The sequence below is a fragment of the Mesorhizobium sp. B2-5-4 genome (assembly GCF_006441095.1).
Lineage (GTDB): Bacteria > Pseudomonadota > Alphaproteobacteria > Rhizobiales > Rhizobiaceae > Mesorhizobium > Mesorhizobium salmacidum.
Genome location: NZ_VFUR01000008.1, coordinates 173,208 through 192,933, shown reverse-complemented (window position 1 = coordinate 192,933; position 19,726 = coordinate 173,208). Strand labels below are relative to the sequence as shown.

The window sequence follows — 19,726 nt, the reverse complement described above, 5'->3', positions numbered from 1 at the left end:
CAGCGCACTGGCATCATTCGTTGTCCGATAGCGCCGCCGTGGTGCGCAGGTCGTTGGACGCGAGCTTTGCCGGTCTCAGTCAGTCGTCAAAAAAACGCGGAGTCGCGATGTCGGTCACGGGTGCGGGTGGTAGTGCGGATCTGATTGTCGTCAACGGTCGCGTGCTGACCATGGACGGTGACAATCCCGCCGCCGAGGCCGTTGCCGTCAAGGACGGCGCCATCATCGCCATCGGCAGCCGCACCTCCATCGAAGAGTTCAAGGGATCGGGTACCAAGGTCATCGACGCGCTTGGCGGATCGGTCCTGCCCGGCTTCATCGAAGCCCACATGCATCTGTTTTCGGGCGCCGCCGAACTTGCCCATCTGCAACTGGCCGGCGTGCATGGGTTCGAGGCGCTGCAGAAGGCGATCCGCGACTATGCAGCGACGCACCCCCACGCGCGGATGCTGGTCGGGCAGAGCGTCGACTACACCGTGCTCGACGACGAGCGGGTGACGCGTCATCATCTCGATGCGATCCTGCCGGATCGGCCTTTTGTCATGGCCGCGCCCGACCACCATACGATGTGGGCCAATACCAAGGCTCTTGAAATGGCCGGCATCCTCAATGGACGCACGCTTGGTCCGGGCAATGAGATTGTCATGGGCGACGACGGCCTGGCAGCGGGTGAACTGCGCGAGGGCGAGGCCTTCGGCCCGGTTCTCGACCTTGCCGGCGAAGGCCGCGTGCGGCTGGGCCTGGCGACCGGCGGCGAGCCCGACCCGATGCCTTCGGCCGCCGAACGCGCCGCCGACCGCGATATCATGCGGCGCGGGCTTGCCTGGTGCGCGCGCCACGGCATCACCTCGATCCAGAACATGGACGGCAATCTCTACCAGCTCGAACTGCTGGCCGAGATCGAGGCCGGGGAAGGCCTGCCCTGCCGCGTGCAGATCCCTTTCCACTACAAAAATTTCATGACGCTCGACATGCTCGACAAGGCATCCGTGATGGCCGAGCGCTATAACAGCGAGTGGCTGTCATCGGGCATGGTCAAAGTGTTCTACGACGGAGTGCTCGATTCCTGGACGGCTGTCATGGTCGAGCCCTATGCCGATCGGCCCGACTGGGTCGGCGAGCCGCTGTTCACGCCGCAGCAGTTCATCGATCTGGCTATCGCCGTCGACAGGCGCGGGCTGCAGATCGCGGTGCATTCGATCGGTGACGGCGCGGTGCGTGCCGTGCTCGACGGCTACGAGGCAGCGCAAAAAGCCAATGGCAAGCGTGACAGCCGGCATCGCGTCGAGCATATCGAGGTCACCACCACCGCGGATGTGCCGCGTTTTGCGGAACTCGGCGTCATCGCTTCCATGCAGCCGCCGCATCCGCCCGGCGCCATGGATTTTCCGCTGGAGCCGACCGTGTCGCGCATCGGCCCGGCCCGCTGGCCGCTGAGCTATGCCTGGCGGACCTTGAAGAACGCCGGCGCCCACGTCGTGTTCGCCTCGGACTGGCCGGTGTCGCCGATCGATCCGATCCTGGGCATCCAGGCGGCAGTGCTGCGCAAACCGTGGGCAGAAAGCGACCCGGACCAGCGCTTCTCGCTGCATGAATCGATCGCAGCTTACACGGTCGAGGGCGCCTATGCCGAATTCGCCGAGCACCGCAAAGGCATGCTGAAATCAGGCTATATGGCGGATCTGGTGGTGCTGTCGGCCGATATCGAGAAGACGGCGCCGGCCGATCTGCACAAGCTGCGGCCGGTGACGACGATCTGCGGCGGCAAGATCACCTATCAGGCCCGATAATGGCATGAGGCTTGCTGGCTGAAAGACCGACTGAACTGTGATTCAATGCCGGGCTTGCCAACCTACCGGCCGTGTGGTCACATCCAACAGGGGACAAGCTCCGCCAGCAAGAGCGGGGTCAACAGTGAGGCGTAATCGTGCCGGACAAACCGGATCGGAATGCGATTGAGGTAGTAAACGTCAGCAAAATTTTCGGATCGGGTGAGGGGCAGGTCGCTGCCCTCGACAAGGTTTCGGTGTCCATCCGCGAGAACGAGTTCTTCACGCTGCTGGGACCATCCGGCTGCGGCAAGACCACCTTGCTGCGGCTGATCGCCGGCTTCGACTTTCCAACCGCCGGCGAGATCCTGCTCTACGGCCAGGACATCGCGCCATTGCCGCCCTTCAAGCGGCCGGTCAACACCGTTTTCCAGTCCTACGCGCTGTTCCCGCACATGACGGTCGCCGACAATATCGGCTTTGGCCTGGAAATGCTGGGCAAGCCGAAGGCCGAGATCAAGGCGCGCGTCACCGAGATGCTGAAGCTGGTCAAGATGGAAGCGCTGGCCGGCCGCCGCACCGGCCAGATTTCGGGCGGCCAGCAGCAGCGCGTGGCGCTGGCAAGGGCATTGGCGCCGCAGCCGAAAGTGCTGTTGCTCGACGAACCGCTCTCGGCGCTCGACTACAAGCTGCGCAAGGAGATGCAGATCGAGTTGAAGCGGCTGCAGAACGAAACCGGCATCACCTTCATCTTCGTCACTCATGACCAGGAAGAAGCGCTGACGATGTCGGACCGCATCGCGGTGATGTCGTCGGGCAAGATCCTGCAGGTCGGCTCGCCCTGGGACATCTACGACAAGCCGGCGGAACGCTTCGTGGCCGACTTCATCGGCGAAACCAATTTCCTCACCGCCGCCATTTCAGGCGCCGGCAATGGCAAAGTGCGCGCGACACTCAAATCCGGTGCGGTCATCGATGCCACCGTCGCCGAAGGCTTCCAGCCGAAGGAAAACGCCACCGTGGTGGTGAGGCCCGAGCATGCCAAGTTGTCGAAGGACAAGGGCGACCTGTCGGGCACGGTCGAGAACATCGTCTATTTCGGCACCGACACGCATATCCATGTCCATCTCGACAGCGGCGAGGCCTTCACCGTGCGCCAGCAGAACACGCGCAGCGCCGGCTGCGGTTTCGAGCGCGGCGACAAGGTTGGCATCATGATCGGCAACGATGCCGCGCAAGTGCTGAGGGACTGATGGCGACCGCGGAAGAAGTCGCCAAGGCAGCGGAACGGCGCGATGTCCGTGACCGCTGGCTTCTGTCAGCGCCGGCGCTGCTGGTCATTCTGTTTGCCGCGACCGGCCCGCTGCTGATCGTGCTGGTCTATTCGTTCCTCACCCCCGGCGCCTATGGCGACGTGAAATGGCAGTTCTCATCCGACGCCTGGACATCGGTCTTCCTGGAACGCGATATTTTCGACGACACGCTGTCGCTCGCGGCGGCGCATGTCACCATCGTCTGGCGCTCGATCAAGCTTGCGGTGGTGACGACGCTCGCCACCTTGGCGCTCGGTTTCCCGACGGCCTATTTCATGGCGACGCGCAGCGAAAAGACCAGGGATCTCTGGCTGTTCCTGATCACCATCCCGTTCTGGACGAACCTTTTGATCCGCACCTTCGCCGTGCTGCAGATCATCCGCAACGAAGGCATTGTAAACACGATCCTGCTCAAGCTCGGCATCGTCTCGGCGCCGGTCCAGATGCTCTACACCGACACGGCGATCCTGATCGGCATGGCCTATGTCTACCTGCCGCTGATGGTGCTGCCGATCTATGCCAGCATGGAGAAGCTCGACTTCCGGCTGGTCGAGGCTGGCTATGACCTTTACGCGACACGCTTCAAGGTGCTGCGGAAGATCATTTTCCCGCTGGTCAAACCCGGCGTCATCGCCGGCTCGATCCTGGTCTTCATTCCGGCACTGGGCGCCTACGTGACGCCGAGCGTGCTTGGCGGCGGCAAGAACATGATGCTGTCCAACCTGATCGAATTGCAGTTCGGACAGGGCCGCAACTGGCCGCTGGGCTCGGCGCTGTCGATAACGGTGATGATCATAGTCATGGTGGCGCTGCTTGCCTATGTGCGCAATGCCGGCAAGTCGGGGATGCGGCATGGCTAAGAACTTTTCCATCAAGCATCAGACCGGCTTCACAGCGATCGCGGCGACCTGCTTTGTCATCCTCTATCTGCCCATCATCGTGCTGGTCATCTACGCCTTCAACGCGGCGAGCTCGACATCCGAATGGGGTGGCTTTTCGCTGAAATGGTTCCAATCGGCATACCAGAACACGCAGGTCATCGACGCGACGCTGCGTTCGTTCCAGATCGGCTCCATCGCGGCGGTGCTGTCGACCATCTTCGCCACCATGGCCGCGCTAGCCACCACACGCACGGCGTCCTATCCCGGCCTCACCTTCAAATACGCGGCGATCAACCAGCCGCTGATGGTGCCCGAGATCGTCACCGGCGTGGCGCTGCTGATCTTCTTCTCGCGCATCAAGATCTTCACCGGCTATTCCGGTATCGGCTACCTGGTCGCCGCGCATACGGCGTTCTGCATTCCCTTTGCCTACCTGCCGATACGGGCGCGGCTGGAGAATATGGACCTGACGCTGGAACGCGCCGCGGCCGACCTCTACGCCCCGCCGTGGAAAACCTTTCGTCGCATCACGCTGCCGCTTTTGTGGCCCGGTATCCTGGCCGGACTGATGCTGGCCTTCGTCATCTCGCTCGATGACGTCGTCATCACCGAGTTCGTCAAATCGGGCGGCCAGGACACGCTGCCCACCTACATGCTCGGCCAGATCCGCCGCGGCATAACGCCCGAGATCAACGCGATATCGACCGCCTTCCTGCTGCTTTCGGTCGCGATCGTCACGTTGTTTTTCTTCGTCAGCAGGAAACGAGACTGAAACCGATAATGGGAGTTAAAACCATGAACTGGAAGACAACAGCGAGCGCCATAGGGTTGGCGCTGCTCGCTTCGACGGGCATTGCCCGCGCCGATGGCGAACTGAACATCTACAATTGGGGCAACTATACCAGCCCCGACGTGATCAAGAAGTTCGAGGCCAAATACAACATCAAGGTGACCATCACCGATTACGATTCCAACGACACCGCGCTGGCCAAGGTTCGCCAGGGTGGCACCGGCTTCGACATCGCGGTGCCTTCGCAGACCTACGTGCCGATCTGGATCAAGGAAGGCCTCGTCCAGGAGACCGACCCGGGCCAGATGGAGAACGCCAAGAACATTGCGCCCGAATGGGCCAATCCTGACTTCGATCCAGGCCGCAAATACACTGTTCCGTGGGCTTGGGGCACGATCGGCGTCGTCGTCAACACCGACGCCTACAAGGGCCCGACCAATAGCTGGGGCATCATCTTCAATACGCCTGACGAGTTGAAGGGCAAGGTCAACGTCGTTCCCGAGATGAATGACGTCATCTTCGCGGCGATCAAGTATCTCGGTGGCCAGCAATGCACCGACGACAAGGCGGTTCTGAAGAAGGTGCGCGATACGCTTGTCGCGGCCAAGCCGAATTGGATCTCGATGGAATACAACACCATCGAGAAGATGGGCGCCGGCGACTTCAAGGCAACCAGCGACTGGAACGGTTCGGCCCTGCGCCAGCGGCTGGCCAACCCTGCCATCCACTTCAACTATCCGAAGGAAGGCTATGGCCTGTGGAGCGACAACGTCGTCGTTCTCAAGGAGGCCAAGAACGTCGAGAACGCCAAGCTGTTCCAGAACTTCATCATGGATCCGGAAAATGCGGCGGGTCTCTCGGCCTTCCACCGCTACGCCAATGCCATCGCCGGTTCGGACAAGTACATGCCGGCCGACATGAAGGACGCGCCGGAAGTCGTCATTCCGGCGGACGCCAAGCCGCTTGGCGAACTGCAGAAGATGTGCGCTCCGGAAATCCAGGACATTTACACCAAGATCTGGACCGAACTGCAGAAATAGTCACAGACACAAGGGCCCGGCGGCACATGCCGCCGGGTCTTTTCTTTTCCGGGAATGGCCCTTCATGACATCCTACCGCAACAGCGATCCGCGGCCGCCGATCATGCAGGGTTCGCCGCCCGCCATGGTGCCCCCCAAGCTCGACTGGGACAGGGCGCCCTGGAACCGCTGGGCTTTCCAGCACATCAGGGAAATTCTGCCGACCGTCGAAGTCTGGCGCGGCGCTGGCCATCGCCACCGTCTCGAACGCGCCGAGGTCGATCTCGACGGGTTGGCGGTCGAGGACAGCGGGGGCAGGCCTTCGACGCTCGCCGGTCTGCTCGACGAGACCTATACGGACGGCCTCCTGGTGCTCAAGGACGGCAGGATAGCCTATGAGCGCTATTTCAACGGCATGGACGAGCGCACGCTGCATCTGTCGCAGTCGATGGCGAAGTCTGTCACCGGCTCGGTGTTCGGCATATTGGCGGGGCGCGGCCTGATCGATCCGGCGAAGCTAGTGACGGACTACCTGCCGGAACTGAGCGCGACCGGCTGGGCCGGCGCCAGCGTCCAGCATGTGCTCGACATGACCACCGGCGTGCGGTTCTCAGAGGAATACACCGACCGCTATTCCGACATCGGCCAGGTCGATGTCGCCACCGGCTGGAAGCCGGTGCCGCCGGGCAGCAATCCGGATTTTCGCTGGCCCTCGCACATGTTCGAGCTGATCCTGGGCTTGAAAGAGACGGTGCGCCCGCATGGGGCTGCGTTCGAATATCGCTCGATCGAGACGGACGTGCTCGCCTTCATCATGGAACGGGTGACGGGCAAGCGGCTGGCGCAGCTGGTTTCCGAGGAACTCTGGCAAAAGCTCGGTGCCGACGAAAGCGCCTGCTTCACCGTCGACAGCGCCGGCTATGCGCTCGCCGATGGCGGCTTCAACGCGACGCTGCGCGACTACGCCCGCTTCGGCCAGCTGATCCTCGACAATGGCGGCGGCATCGTGCCGGCCGACTGGATCGAGGCGACGCGCACTGGCAAGCATGGTCCGGATTTCTCCGCCAGCCTGCCCGAGGGCAGCTACCGCAACCAGTTCTGGATCGAGGATCCCAGCTCGCGCGCCCTGATGTGCCGGGGCGTGTTTGGACAGTTGATTCATATCGACTGGAACACAGGAATGGTGGTGGTGAAGCTGTCGACCTACCCGGATTTCAGCAACATGGCCTATTCCGTGGCAACGCTGAAGGCCGTGCACGCCATCGCAGCGGCGCTTAGCTGAGCTTCAAGAACAATGGACTGGTAGGAAACGCGATGGCCGGCAAGACCGCGTTCGAGACACGGTACGGATTCGGCCGTAACGAGGTGCTGCTCGCCAACTGGCGCGTGGCCCCGTTCAACCGGTGGTCATTCCAGAACCTCGGCGAACTGGTGCCGACGGCACGCGTGGCAGCGGCGCCGGGCGTCATCGAGGCTCCTGTGCGGGACTTGGGCGGCTTGCTCGGGGAAAAGGTCACGGTCGCGAGCGCGCCGGAGACGGTGGCCGAGTTTCTCGTCCGCTCCAGCACCGACGCATTGACGGTGATGAAAGGCGGCAAGATCATTGGCGACTGGTTCGCGCCGCATATGGAGTTCGGCGCGCGTCACATCATCTTCTCGATCAGCAAGTCGGTGACGGCGATCGTCGCCGGCATACTGGAAGGCGAGGGGGTGTTCGACCCTGAAGCGCCGGTGACGCGCTACATCCCCGAAGCCGCCGGCTCGGCCTATGGCGATGCAAGCGTGCGTAATGTGCTCGACATGAGCGTCAGCCTCGATTTCGAGGAGGCCTATCTCGATCCGGAAAGCGCCTTCGCCCGCTATCGCCGCGCGACGCTGTGGAACCCCGGCGGCGGCACCGAAAGCCTGCGCGAATTCATCCTGACCCTGCAGCGGCTTGCCGAGCCGCATGGCCAGACCTTCCGCTACCGTTCGCCCAATTCCGACCTGCTCGGCCTTCTCCTGGAACGCGCTTCAGGGCAGCGCTTCTGCGACCTGATGCGCGAAAAACTGTGGCTGCCGCTTGGCGCCGTCAGTGAGGCCTCCGTCGGTGTCGACATGGAAGGCACGGCACGCACCGCAGGCGGCATTTCGGTGACGCCGCGTGACCTGGCGCGCATCGGCGAGATGATGCGGCAAGGCGGCAAGGCCAATGGCCGCCGCATCGTGCCCGAGGCCTGGGTGCGCGACACCACCAGCACCGGCGGCAGCTCGGAAGCCTGGCAGCGCGGTGCCATGCTGCCGCTGTTCCCGAAAGGCCGTTACCGCAATAAATGGTATCAGACCGGTTTCGAAAATGGCGCCTATTGCGGCATCGGAATTCATGGGCAATGGCTTTATGTCGATCCCGGGACCGAAGTGGTCATCGCCAAGATGTCGTCGCAGCCGGAGCCGGTCGACGATGCACTGGACCTCGAAATCGTTGCCTTTTTCGAAGTGCTGAGCCGCATGGCCTGACCAGCCCGGACAATCCAATCTTCCGCGCTTTCCTGTGGACCTCCGCTGCCGTTGAAAACGCGGTGGTTGGCGGACCTGATCTCTGCGCCTATGGTCGCCGCTCTTTTCGACGAGAGTGGGAACGACATGGCATCCGACATCAAGCGCATCGCAGCCATCATCGCAGCCGAAATCAAGGCGCGGCCCGAACAGGCGGCCGCGGCGATCGGACTGCTCGATGAGGGGGCGACGGTGCCATTCGTGGCACGCTACCGCAAGGAGGTGACCGGCGGGCTGGACGACACGCAGCTGCGCGACCTTGCCGAGCGTCTCGTCTATCTGCGCGAACTCGACGCCCGCCGCGACACCATCCTGGGTTCGATCCGCGAGCAGGGCAAGCTTACGCCAGACCTCGAAGCGAAGATCGGGGCGGTGGCTACCAAGGCGGAACTCGAAGACATCTACCTACCCTACAAGCCGAAGCGCCGCACCAAGGCCGAGATTGCCAGGGAGCGCGGGCTGGGGCCGCTCGCCGAAGCCATTCTCAACGACCGCTCGTTGGTGCCCGCGGAAGTCGCGCTCGCCTATGTCACCGAAGAGGTGGCCGACACCAAGGCGGCGCTCGATGGCGCGCGCGACATCCTGTCGGAGCAGTTCGCGGAAAATGCCGATCTGGTGGGCAAGCTGCGTGGCTACATGAAGGAGCGCGCCTTCCTGCGCGCCAGGGTGGTCGACGGCAAGCAGGAGGCCGGCGCGAAATTCTCGGACTATTTCGACCATGTCGAGCGTTGGTCCACGGCGCCAAGTCACCGCGCGCTGGCCATGCTGCGCGGCCGCAATGAAGAGGTGCTGTCGCTCGATATCGAGGTCGACGCCGACGATGCCTCACCGGTGAAGCCGGTCGAGCGGATGATCGCCAATGCCTACGCCATCGGCGCCAGCCTGCCGGGCGACCGCTGGCTGATGGAGGTCGCCGGCTGGACCTGGCGGATAAAACTGTCGTTGCACCTCACGCTCGATCTGATGCGCGACCTGCGCGAGCGGGCCGAGGAAGAGGCGATCCATGTCTTTGCCCGAAACCTGAAGGATTTGCTGCTGGCGGCTCCCGCCGGCTCGCGGCCGACGATGGGGCTCGATCCCGGCATCCGCACCGGCGTGAAGGTTGCGGTGGTCGACGGCACCGGCAAGCTGCTGGCGACGACGACGGTCTATCCGTTCCCGCCGCGGAACGATGTGCGCGGCACGCAGGCCGAGCTTGCCGCGCTGATCCGCCAGCACAAGGTCGAGCTGATCTCGATCGGCAACGGCACCGGTAGCCGCGAAACGGAGAAGCTGGTGGCGGACATGCTGTCGGACATGCCAGCGGGTTCAGGCCCGAAGCCGCTCAAGGTTATCGTCAGCGAGGCGGGTGCCTCGGTCTATTCGGCCTCGGCGACGGCGGCGGCGGAATTTCCCGGCCTCGACGTGTCGCTGCGCGGCGCGGTGTCGATTGCGCGGCGCCTGCAGGATCCGCTAGCCGAATTGGTCAAGATCGAGCCGAAATCCATCGGTGTCGGTCAGTATCAGCACGATGTCGACCAATACCGGCTCGGCCGTTCGCTGGAGGCTGTCGTCGAGGACGCCGTCAACGCGGTCGGTGTCGACCTCAATACCGCCTCGGCGCCCTTGCTGGCGCGCGTTTCGGGCCTCGGGGCGTCGCTTGCCGAGGCGATCGTCGCGCATCGCGATGCGACCGGCCCGTTCGCCAGCCGCAAGGACCTGCTGAAGGTGGCGCGGCTTGGGCCGCGCGCGTTCGAACAGTCCGCCGGCTTCCTGCGCATTGCCAATGGCAGTGAGCCGCTCGATGCCTCGTCGGTGCATCCGGAAGCCTATGGGGTGGCTAAGAAGATCGTCGCCGCCTGCGGCCGCGATGTGCGTTCGCTGATGGGCGACAGCGCCGCGCTGAAGGCGCTCGACCCGCGCGTCTTCGTCGACGAGCGGTTCGGCCTGCCGACGGTGCGCGATATTCTTGCCGAGCTGGAAAAGCCCGGCCGCGACCCGCGCCCCGGCTTCAAGACCGCGACCTTCGCCGATGGCATCGACGACATCAAGGATTTGAAGCCCGGCATGCTGCTGGAAGGCACCGTTACCAACGTGGCGGCGTTTGGCGCCTTCGTCGATATTGGCGTCCACCAGGACGGGCTGGTGCATGTCTCGCAACTGGCCGACCGTTTTATCAAGGACGCGCATGAGGTGGTCAAGGCCGGCGACGTGGTGAAGGTGCGCGTCGTCGATGTCGACATCAAGCGCAAGCGCATCGCGCTCTCTATGCGTAGGGATGCCGGTGAGGGCGGCGCGCCGAGGAGCGGGCCGCGCGACAATGGCGGCGGCAGGCCGGCGCCACGCTCGCCGGCGCCGCAGCGCCAGCCCGAGCGGCCGGCACAGCAAGGTGCGTTCGGCGCTGCGCTGGCGGACGCACTGAAGCGGAAATAGCTACCACGCCAGAACAGCCGGCTCCTTCTCGAGCTGGCCTAGCAGCCAATCTCGAAAGCTGGCAACCGGTGGATAGCCGCGCTTGTCGTGGGGAATGACGAGGTAATAGGCGCTGCGGCTTTGCATCGGCTGGCCGGGTGCTGGCACAAGCTGGCCGCGCTGTAATTCGCCAGCGATGAGGAGCAGCGGCAACAGCGCCACGCCGAGCCCCGCCATGCAAGCCTGGGCGGCGGTGCCGAACTGCTCGAACTGCATGCCCGGCCCGGTCGGCGCGCTCAGTCCCTGATGCTCGAACCATTCCGTCCAGGCGCCGGGGCGCGTCGTCATATGCAGCAGCGGCAAACGACCGATGTCGGCCGGCGTGGCGATGGCGCGGCCGGCGAGGAACTCGGGCGACACCACCGGTGCCACCGTCTCACGCACCAGCAGTGTCGAGTCGGCGTCCGGCCAGTCCGGCAGGCCGTAGTGGATGGCTGCATCCAACCTCTCCCTGGCGAAGTCGAACCGGCCGACGCGCGTGACGAAGTTGATGGTGATGTCGGGATTGCTTTCGACGAAATTGGGGATCATCGGCATCAGCCAGCGCGTGCCGAAGGTCGGCAATATGGCCAGGTTCAGGATGCCGCTATGCCGATTGCTCATCAATCCAAGCGCTGCGTCGCGCAATTGGCCAAGCGCCGAACGTACCGCCTCGGCGTAGATTTCGCCTGCCGTCGACAGGCGGACGTTGCGGCTGTCGCGCTCGAACAATCGGCGGCCGAACTGATCTTCCAGCAAGCTGATCTGCCGGCTGACGGCGCCCTGGGTTAGATCCAGTTCCTGGGCGGCAGCGGTGAAACTGCCAAGCCGGGCCACCGCCTCGAAGGCGGCAAGGGCGCTGATGTTGGGTAAAAGGCGACGCTGGACACTCATGATCCATTCCTAACGCTCATTGATCGGTGAAGCAATTTCGTTTGATTTTTTCAGGCCACGGGCCGATAAGCCGGGCTTCACCCTTCTGAGGATCAAGCCATGGCCGCCGACAAGAATGCATTCGTCTGGGAAGACCCGTTCCTGATCGAGGGCCAGCTCTCGGAAGACGAACGCATGGTGCGCGACGGCGCGGCGGCCTTTGCCGCCGACAAGCTCGCGCCGCGCATCGAGGAGGCGTATCTCAACGAGACTTTCGACACGGCGATCTTCCGCGAGATGGGCGAGGCTGGCCTGCTCGGCATCAACATCCCGGAGGAGTTCGGTGGCCTCGGCGCCAACTATGTGACCTACGGGCTGGTGGCGCGGGAAGTCGAACGCGTCGATTCCGGCTATCGCTCGATGATGTCGGTGCAATCATCGCTGGTGATGTATCCAATCTACGCCTATGGCTCGGATGAACAACGCAAGAAGTACCTGCCGAAGCTCGCCAGCGGCGAATGGATTGGCTGCTTCGGCCTGACCGAGCCGGATGCCGGCTCCGACCCCGGCGGCATGAAGACGCGCGCGGAAAAGACCGCCAGCGGCTATAAGCTGACCGGCTCCAAGATGTGGATTTCCAATGCGCCGGTCGCCGACGTGTTCGTCGTCTGGGCGAAGTTGAAGGGCGAGAACGGCGAGGACGAGATCCGCGGTTTCGTGCTGGAAAAAGGCATGAAGGGGCTGTCGGCGCCGAAGATTGGGGGCAAGCTGTCGCTGCGGGCGTCGATCACCGGTGAAGTGGTGATGGAAGGCGTCGAGGTCGGCGAGGAAGCATTGCTGCCCAACGCCAAGGGGCTCGGCGGACCGTTCGGTTGCCTCAACCGGGCCCGCTACGGCATTTCCTGGGGCTCGATGGGCGCGGCGGAAGATTGCTGGCATCGCGCTCGCCAGTATGGCCTCGACCGCAAGCAGTTCGGCAAGCCGCTGGCCGGCACGCAGCTCTACCAGAAGAAGCTCGCCGATATGCAGACCGAGATCGCTTTGGGGCTGCAGGCTTCGTTGCGCGTCGGGCGTCTGCTCGATGAAGGCAAAATGGCGCCGGAAATGATCTCGATCGTCAAGCGCAACAATTGCGGCAAGGCGCTCGACATCGCCCGCCAGGCCCGCGACATGCATGGCGGCAACGGTATCCAGATCGGCTACCACGTCATGCGCCACGCGCAGAATTTGGAGACCGTCAACACCTATGAGGGCACGCATGACGTGCACGCGCTGATCCTGGGACGGGCGCAGACGGGGATACAGGCGTTCTTCTGACCGTTCGATAGCCGTTTAATTTAGGTGCACCGCAACATCCGCTTGGAGAATGGCGGCCGGATGTGTCAGGGTTCAGCGAAATCGTCTGAAACGCTGAATTCCGGGGCCCCATGGCAATTCTGGCAGCCGTCTACCACCTGACCCACTACAAATACGACCGGCCGGTGGTTCTGGGTCCCCAGGTGATCAGGCTTCAGCCAGCACCGCATTCCCGCACCAAGGTGTTGAGCCATTCGCTCAAAGTCGAGCCGGCGAACCACTTCGTCAATCTGCAGCAAGACCCCTACGGCAACTTCCTCGCCCGTTTTGTCTTTCCCGAGCCGGTGACGGAGCTGAAGATCGAGGTCGATCTCGTCGCCGACATGACGGTCTACAATCCGTTCGACTTCTTCGTCGAACCGTCGGCGGAGGCGTTCCCGTTCGATTATCCCGAGGAAATCAGGGCTGATCTGGCCATCTACCGGGCACCGGAGCCGGCGGGGCCGCTTCTCTCAGCTTTCCTGGAAACCGTCGACCGCAGCGCGCCGAACACGGTCAATTTCCTCGTCGACCTCAATGCGCGTCTGCAGCGCGAGATCGCCTACATCGTGCGCATGGAGACCGGCGTCTTCTCACCGGAGGAAACGCTGGCGGCGGCCAAGGGCTCCTGCCGGGATTCGAGTTGGCTTCTGGTGCAGATCCTGCGCAATCTCGGCGTCGCCGCGCGCTTCGTCTCGGGCTATCTGATCCAGCTCAAGCCCGACCTGGTCGCGCTGGACGGGCCGGCCGGCACATCAGTCGATTTCACCGACCTGCATGCCTGGTGCGAGGTCTATCTTCCCGGTGCCGGCTGGATCGGTTTCGACCCGACTTCCGGCCTGCTCACCGGCGAGAGCCATGTGCCGCTGGCCGCCACGCCGCATTTCCGCAATGCGGCACCCATTTCAGGCATGGCGAGCTTTGCCAATGTCGAGTTCGGCTTCGAGATGCGGGTCGACCGCATCGCCGAGCATCCGCGCATCACCAAGCCGTTCTCGGATGAAAGCTGGCAAGCGCTCGACGCGCTCGGCAACAAGGTCGATGCCGCGCTCGCGGCCGGGGATGTGCGGCTGACCATGGGCGGCGAACCGACCTTCGTGTCGATCGACGATTTCGAGGCCGCCGAGTGGAACACCGCCGCCGTCGGGCCGAGCAAGCGTGAAAAGGCCGACGCGCTGATCCGCCGCCTGCGCGAGCGCTTCGCGCCCGGCGGCTTTCTGCATTACGGCCAGGGCAAATGGTATCCCGGTGAAAGCCTGCCGCGCTGGACCTTCTCACTCTTTTGGCGCGCCGACGGCGAGCCGGTGTGGAGCGATCCGTCGCTGATCGCGCCGGAGAAAAGCTCGGCTGATGTCGGGCCGAAACAGGCCGAAAGCCTGCTGACGGCGATCGCCGGCGAGCTCGGCATCGACACGTCCATGGTCAGTGAAGCCTATGAGGATCCGGCCGAATGGCTGCTCAAGGAAGGCAAGCTGCCCGAGAATGTCGACCCGTCCAACTCCAAGCTGGAAAACCCCGAGGAACGCAGCCGCATGGCGCGCGTCTTCGAGCGCGGGCTGACCAAGCCGTCCGGCTATGTGCTGCCAGTGCAGCGCTGGAACAGCCAGGCGTCCGATCCGCGCTGGCGTTCGGAGAGGTGGACGACGCGGCGCGGCCGGCTGTTCCTGGTGCCGGGCGATTCCCCGGTCGGCTACCGCTTGCCGCTGGGAACGCTTCCTCATGTGCCGCCCGCGCAGTTCCCCTACATCGTGCCTGTCGATCCGTCGCTGCCGCGTGGCCCGCTGCCCGTGCGGGAAGCAATCTTGCCTGCGGCGGCTCCGGCCGAACTGGAAGGTGCCGACGAAATGGCCCGCCGCCAGCAGGCGGTGTCGTTCACGGCGGCGACCGGCCAGCAGGAGCGGGTCGAGCAGGAGATCACCGAGATCGGCGGCGCGGTGCGCACGGCACTTTCGGTCGAACCGCGTGACGGCAGGCTGTGCGTTTTCATGCCGCCGGTCGAGGCGCTGGAAGACTATCTCGAACTCGTCGCCGCTGCCGAGAACGCGGCAAAGGCGATTGGCCTTCCCGTGCATATCGAGGGCTACGGCCCGCCGCAGGACCCGCGCCTCAACGTCATCCGCGTGGCACCCGACCCCGGCGTCATCGAAGTCAACATCCATCCCGCCTCGAATTGGCAGGATTGCGTGGCGACGACGACGGCGATCTATGACGAGGCGCGGCAGACGCGGCTTGGCGCCGACAAGTTCATGATCGATGGCCGCCACACCGGTACCGGCGGCGGCAACCATGTCGTGGTCGGTGGCGCCACGCCCAATGACAGTCCGTTCCTGCGCCGGCCCGACCTGCTGAAGAGCCTGGTGCTGCAATGGCAACGGCGTCCCTCGTTGTCCTATCTGTTCTCCGGCCTGTTCATCGGGCCGACCAGCCAGGCGCCACGTTTCGATGAGGCGCGGCACGATTCGCTCTATGAGCTCGAGATCGCCATGGCGCAGGTGCCGCATCCCGACCAGGGGGCCGCACCCTTGCCATGGCTGGTCGACCGCCTGTTCCGCAATCTGTTGAGCGACGTCACCGGCAATACGCATCGCTCGGAAATCTGCATCGACAAGCTGTTCTCGCCCGATGGACCGACCGGTCGGCTTGGCCTTGTCGAATTCCGTGGATTCGAGATGCCACCCAATGCGCGCATGTCTCTGGCGCAGCAATTGCTGGTGCGGGCTATCATCGCACGCGCCTGGAAGAACCCGCTCGACGGACGCTTCGTGCGCTGGGGCACTTCGCTGCATGACCGCTTCATGCTGCCGCACTATGTCTGGGCGGACTTTCTCGATGTGCTCGACGACCTCAAGCTCAATGGTTTCGAGTTCCGGCCCGAATGGTTCGACGCCCAGCTCGAATTCCGCTTTCCCTTCTGCGGCGAAGTCCAGCATGCGGGCATCAAGCTGGAGCTCAGGCAAGCGCTGGAGCCATGGCATGTCATGGGCGAGCAGGGCGCGATCGGCGGCACGGTGCGTTTCGTCGATTCCTCGGTCGAACGGCTGCAGGTCAAGACCGAAGGTCTCAATCCGGAGCGCCATGCGATCGTCTGCAACGGCCGCATCGTGCCGATGAGGGCTACCGACAACCGCGAGGTCGCGGTGGCGGGCGTGCGCTTCAAGGCCTGGCAGCCGGCTTCGGGCCTGCATCCGGCACTGCCGGTCAACACGCCGCTGGTGTTCGACATCTACGACCGCTGGTCGGGCAGGGCGGTCGGCGGCTGCGTCTACCATGTCGCCCATCCCGGCGGACGCAACTACGACACCTTCCCGGTCAATGGCAACGAGGCCGAGGCACGGCGGCTCGCCCGCTTCGAACCGCGCGGCCATACCCCGTCCGGCTATGTGTTGCGTGAAGAACAGCCGGGGGAAGATTTCCCGATGACCCTTGACCTCAGGCGTCCGCCAAGACTGTGATCTGACCATATGGCAAAGGGGAATCACAAAAGGGTACGCGGCAAGCCGCAGGCCCATAGCCTGCTGGAGCACTACCAGCCGATTGACGGCGTCGTCGACGAGATGGTCGACGCGTCGGGCAATCCCCGCCCGGTCTGGAAGGATTTTGTCGAAGCGCTGGACGAACTCGGGGCCGAAAAGCTCGGCCAGCGCTTCGCCCGCGCCGACCAGTATCTGCGCGATGCGGGCGTTTACTACCGCGTCTATGACAAGGCGGGCGCCAACGAGCGCGAATGGCCGCTGGCGCATATTCCCGTGCTCATCGAGGACAGCGAGTGGCAGGCGATCAGCGCCGGCCTGGTGCAGCGCGCCGACCTGCTCGAGGAAATTGTCGCCGATATCCATGGACAGAACCGACTGGTCGAAAAAGGCATCCTGCCGGCAGGGCTGATCGCGGCGAGCCCTGAATATTTGCGGCCCGTGGTCGGCACCAGGCCGGCCGGAGGGCATTTCCTGCACTTCTGCGCCTTCGAGCTCGGCCGCGGGCCCGATGGCCGCTGGTGGGTGCTTGGCGACCGCACCCAGGCGCCTTCGGGCGCCGGCTTCGCGCTGGAGAACCGGGTCGCCACCACGCGCGCACTGTCAGACATCTATGGCGAGATGCATGTGCACCGGCTCGCCGGCTTCTTCCGTCGCTTCCGCGATGCACTGATCGGAATAGCAAAGGAGAGCGACGGCCGCGTCGCCATCCTCACGCCGGGGCCGCTCAACGAAACCTACTATGAACACGCCTATATCGCCCGCTACCTCGGCATCATGCTGCTCGAAGGCGAGGATCTGACTGTTTCCGGCGGCAGGCTCATGGTGCGCACCGTGTCGGGCCTGATGCCGATCAGCGTGCTGTGGCGGCGGCTCGATGCCGCGTTCGCCGATCCTCTCGAGCTGCGTCCGGATTCGCAGATCGGCACGCCGGGCCTGGTCGAAGCGATCCGGCAAGGTACGGTGTCCACCGTCAATGCGCTGGGATCGGGCCTGATGGAGACGCGTGCGCTGCTTGCGTTCCTGCCCAAGATCGCGCGCGAATTGTGGGGCGAGGAGCTGCTTTTGCCCAGTGTGGCGACATGGTGGTGCGGGCAGGGGACGGAGCGCGCCCATGTCCTCGCCAATATCGACCGCATGGTGGTCGGCCCGGCGCTGTCGACAAGACTTGCCTTCGAGGATGACGGACAGACAAAGCTCGGCTCGGCGCTGTCGGTCGGGGAACGGGCGGAACTGGTGGCGCGCATCGAACGCGACGGCGAGGCCTTCGTCGGCCAGGAAGCGGTGACACTTTCGACGACACCCGTCTATGTCGGCGGCTGGCTGGAACCCCGGCCGGCGAGCTTGCGCGTCTATCTGGCGCGCACGCCCGATGGATGGACGGTGATGCCGGGCGGTTTCGCCCGCGTCGGCCTGTCGCTCGACCCGACGGCGATCGCCATGCAGCGCGGCGGCCAGGCGGCTGATGTCTGGGTGGTCAGCGACAGACCAGTCGAGCGCGAGACGCTGCTGCCGCAGGAGGGCGACAGCTTCAACCGCACCAGGCCGGGTAGCCTGCCCAGCCGCGCGGCGGAAAACCTGACCTGGCTCGGCCGCTACATCGAACGCTCGGAAGACACCGTGCGCATCCTGCGCGCCTATCATGTGCGGCTCGCCGAAACGTCCGATCCCGACATGCCTCTGCTGGCAGATATCAGGGACTATCTCGAGCCGTTCGGCATCGATGTCGAAACGGCGATCCCGCCAGGGCTGATCGGCATGCTCGACAGCGCTGTCTACAGCGCCGGCCAGATCCGCGATCGTTTCTCGCCGGATGGCTGGCTGGCGCTCAAGGATTTGTCGAAGACGATCCATCGGTTCGCCACCACCGTGGCGCCCGGCGACGACGCGACGCGGGCCATGACCGTCATTCTGCGCAAGCTTGCCGGATTCTCCGGCCTGCTGCACGAGAACATGTACCGTTTCGCCGGCTGGCGCTTCCTCGAGATCGGCCGGCGGCTGGAACGTGGCATCCAGATCGCCGGCACGCTGGCCCGACTGACCGGCAGCAAGGCGCCGGATGGCGCGCTGGACATGATGCTGGAGATCGGCGACAGCGTCATGACCCATCGCCGGCAATATCCGGTGCAGGCCGGCCGGCGCACGGTGGTCGATCTCCTGGCGCTCGATCCGCTCAATCCACGCTCCATCCTGTTCCAGCTGGAAAGGCTGAAGACCGAGATAGGGTTGCTGCCGGCGACCGGCGGCGAGGGGCACATGTCGGCGGCGGCCAAGGAGATCCTGCAGCTCAATACCGCCATCGCCATCAAGGAGCCGGCTGACATGACTACGAAGGCGCTGAACGAACTCGCCAGCGAAATCGGCGGCCTCTACAACAGCCTCGCCAAAGCCTATTTCGGCTAGAAAGCAATGGCCATGCTGTACGACATCCGGCTTCTGCTCCATTACGACTACGCCGCCGCTGCCGGCGGCGGCCGGCATCAGATGCGGGTGCTGCCGCCGACCATTGGCGGCGTGCAGCGCGTCATCGCCGCTTCGCTGTCCTTTGAACCGGCACCCAATGAACGATCCGACTTTACCGATTTTTTCGGCAACAACGTTACCTCGATCGCGTTTCGCGACGCGCATGAAGCGCTCGACATAAGGATGAGCGCGCGCGTTTCGGTGTCGCGGCCCGAGCCTGGGCTCGACGTGTCGCCCGATATCGGCCGACTGAGGCGGGAGCTGGCGGCCGTGCGGTCGCTGGCGCCGGTGTCGCCGCATCACTTCCTGGTGGCAAGCGGCCACGCCGGCATGGATGCGGCGATCACCACCTATGCGCAAGACAGCATCGGTGGCTCGACCGCCGGCACGGCTATGAGCCTCTGCCAGCGCATCCACCATGATTTCACGTATGATGGCGAAGCGACCACGGTGCGGACCCTGGCCAGTGATGCCTTTCGGCTGAGGCGGGGCGTCTGCCAGGATTTTTCGCACATCATGATCGCCGGGCTGCGCGGACTCGGCATTCCGGCCGGCTATGTCAGCGGCTTCCTGCGCACCATTCCGCCCAAGGGCAAGCCGCGGCTGGAAGGTGCGGATGCCATGCATGCCTGGGTCAAGGTCTGGTGCGGGCGTGATGCCGGCTGGCAGGAGTTCGACCCGACCAACGGCATGCGGGCGTCCAACGACCATATCACCGTCGGTTACGGGCGCGACTATTCGGATGTGGCGCCCATCGTCGGCGTGCTGAAGACGACCGGCGGACAGGTCGGAGAACAGGCTGTCGACGTCATCCCGGTGGTGCTCGAAAAGGCGTAAAAAAGGCGCGC

The 19,726-nt window shown here is 64.2% G+C and carries 13 protein-coding genes; 12 read left to right on the top strand and 1 reads right to left on the bottom strand.

All coding sequences use genetic code 11. From position 1 onward, the window contains the following. The first annotated feature begins 107 nt into the window (after nt 1–107). From FJ492_RS12830 to FJ492_RS12795, 8 genes are all read left to right on the top strand, one after another. Nucleotides 108–1,790: an amidohydrolase gene (locus FJ492_RS12830; RefSeq protein ID WP_140770157.1), complete on the top strand. Its 1,683-nt coding sequence runs from the start codon at nt 108–110 to the stop codon at nt 1,788–1,790. Nucleotides 1,791–1,927: 137 nt separating this feature from the next. Then, nucleotides 1,928–3,022: an ABC transporter ATP-binding protein gene (locus FJ492_RS12825; protein WP_140770155.1), complete on the top strand. Its 1,095-nt coding sequence runs from the start codon at nt 1,928–1,930 to the stop codon at nt 3,020–3,022. Further along, nucleotides 3,022–3,942, top strand: a complete 921-nt coding sequence (locus tag FJ492_RS12820; RefSeq protein ID WP_140504104.1) for an ABC transporter permease — start codon at nt 3,022–3,024, stop codon at nt 3,940–3,942. Before FJ492_RS12825 ends, FJ492_RS12820 begins: the two co-directional genes overlap by 1 nt. Next, nucleotides 3,935–4,735 carry an ABC transporter permease gene (locus FJ492_RS12815; RefSeq protein ID WP_140504102.1) on the top strand — a complete coding sequence of 267 codons (801 nt, stop codon included), beginning with the start codon at nt 3,935–3,937 and terminating at the stop codon, nt 4,733–4,735. The genes FJ492_RS12820 and FJ492_RS12815 overlap by 8 nt, the downstream gene beginning before the upstream one ends. Nucleotides 4,736–4,758: 23 nt before the next feature. Then, complete coding sequence (locus tag FJ492_RS12810) at nt 4,759–5,793, top strand: extracellular solute-binding protein (RefSeq protein WP_140504100.1); 1,035 nt, start codon at nt 4,759–4,761, stop codon at nt 5,791–5,793. Nucleotides 5,794–5,857: 64 nt separating this feature from the next. Next, the gene (locus FJ492_RS12805) at nt 5,858–7,054 is read left to right on the top strand and encodes a serine hydrolase (RefSeq protein ID WP_140770153.1); all 1,197 of its coding nucleotides are present in this window, start codon (nt 5,858–5,860) and stop codon (nt 7,052–7,054) included. Between the two features lie 32 nt (nt 7,055–7,086). After that, the gene (locus tag FJ492_RS12800; RefSeq protein WP_140770151.1) at nt 7,087–8,268 is read left to right on the top strand and encodes a serine hydrolase; all 1,182 of its coding nucleotides are present in this window, start codon (nt 7,087–7,089) and stop codon (nt 8,266–8,268) included. A gap of 126 nt (nt 8,269–8,394) precedes the next feature. Beyond that, nucleotides 8,395–10,719, top strand: coding sequence for a Tex family protein (locus FJ492_RS12795; RefSeq protein WP_140770147.1), 2,325 nt, complete (start codon nt 8,395–8,397; stop codon nt 10,717–10,719). Here FJ492_RS12795 and FJ492_RS12790 read toward each other — a convergent pair whose 3' ends face one another. Continuing rightward, nucleotides 10,720–11,631, bottom strand: coding sequence for a LysR family transcriptional regulator (locus FJ492_RS12790; protein WP_140504094.1), 912 nt, complete (start codon nt 11,629–11,631; stop codon nt 10,720–10,722). It lies immediately after the preceding gene. A 99-nt stretch (nt 11,632–11,730) separates the two neighbouring features. Here FJ492_RS12790 and FJ492_RS12785 point away from each other — a divergent pair, with 99 nt between their 5' ends. The 4 genes from FJ492_RS12785 (at nt 11,731) to FJ492_RS12770 (ending at nt 19,715) form a co-directional block, all read left to right on the top strand. Beyond that, entirely contained in the window at nt 11,731–12,927 is a 1,197-nt protein-coding gene (locus FJ492_RS12785; RefSeq protein ID WP_140770145.1) for an acyl-CoA dehydrogenase, read from the top strand. Nucleotides 12,928–13,037: 110 nt separating this feature from the next. Further along, entirely contained in the window at nt 13,038–16,397 is a 3,360-nt protein-coding gene (locus tag FJ492_RS12780; RefSeq protein ID WP_140770143.1) for a transglutaminase family protein, read from the top strand. A 9-nt stretch (nt 16,398–16,406) separates the two neighbouring features. Further along, nucleotides 16,407–18,818, top strand: a complete 2,412-nt coding sequence (locus FJ492_RS12775) for a circularly permuted type 2 ATP-grasp protein (protein WP_140770141.1) — start codon at nt 16,407–16,409, stop codon at nt 18,816–18,818. 12 nt (nt 18,819–18,830) lie between these two features. After that, entirely contained in the window at nt 18,831–19,715 is an 885-nt protein-coding gene (locus FJ492_RS12770) for a transglutaminase family protein (RefSeq protein ID WP_140770139.1), read from the top strand. Nucleotides 19,716–19,726: the final 11 nt, after the last annotated feature.

What these genes read in the sequence shown, in the direction of transcription:
- FJ492_RS12830 (WP_140770157.1), top strand. Translation starts at nt 108, where the DNA reads ATGTCGGTCACGGGTGCGGGTGGTAGTGCGGATCTGATTGTCGTCAAC.
- FJ492_RS12820 (WP_140504104.1), top strand. Translation starts at nt 3,022, where the DNA reads ATGGCGACCGCGGAAGAAGTCGCCAAGGCAGCGGAACGGCGCGATGTC.
- FJ492_RS12815 (WP_140504102.1), top strand. Translation starts at nt 3,935, where the DNA reads ATGGCTAAGAACTTTTCCATCAAGCATCAGACCGGCTTCACAGCGATC.
- FJ492_RS12810 (WP_140504100.1), top strand. Translation starts at nt 4,759, where the DNA reads ATGAACTGGAAGACAACAGCGAGCGCCATAGGGTTGGCGCTGCTCGCT.
- FJ492_RS12805 (WP_140770153.1), top strand. Translation starts at nt 5,858, where the DNA reads ATGACATCCTACCGCAACAGCGATCCGCGGCCGCCGATCATGCAGGGT.
- FJ492_RS12800 (WP_140770151.1), top strand. Translation starts at nt 7,087, where the DNA reads ATGGCCGGCAAGACCGCGTTCGAGACACGGTACGGATTCGGCCGTAAC.
- FJ492_RS12795 (WP_140770147.1), top strand. Translation starts at nt 8,395, where the DNA reads ATGGCATCCGACATCAAGCGCATCGCAGCCATCATCGCAGCCGAAATC.
- FJ492_RS12790 (WP_140504094.1), bottom strand. Translation starts at nt 11,631, where the DNA reads ATGAGTGTCCAGCGTCGCCTTTTACCCAACATCAGCGCCCTTGCCGCC.
- FJ492_RS12785 (WP_140770145.1), top strand. Translation starts at nt 11,731, where the DNA reads ATGGCCGCCGACAAGAATGCATTCGTCTGGGAAGACCCGTTCCTGATC.
- FJ492_RS12780 (WP_140770143.1), top strand. Translation starts at nt 13,038, where the DNA reads ATGGCAATTCTGGCAGCCGTCTACCACCTGACCCACTACAAATACGAC.
- FJ492_RS12775 (WP_140770141.1), top strand. Translation starts at nt 16,407, where the DNA reads ATGGCAAAGGGGAATCACAAAAGGGTACGCGGCAAGCCGCAGGCCCAT.
- FJ492_RS12770 (WP_140770139.1), top strand. Translation starts at nt 18,831, where the DNA reads ATGCTGTACGACATCCGGCTTCTGCTCCATTACGACTACGCCGCCGCT.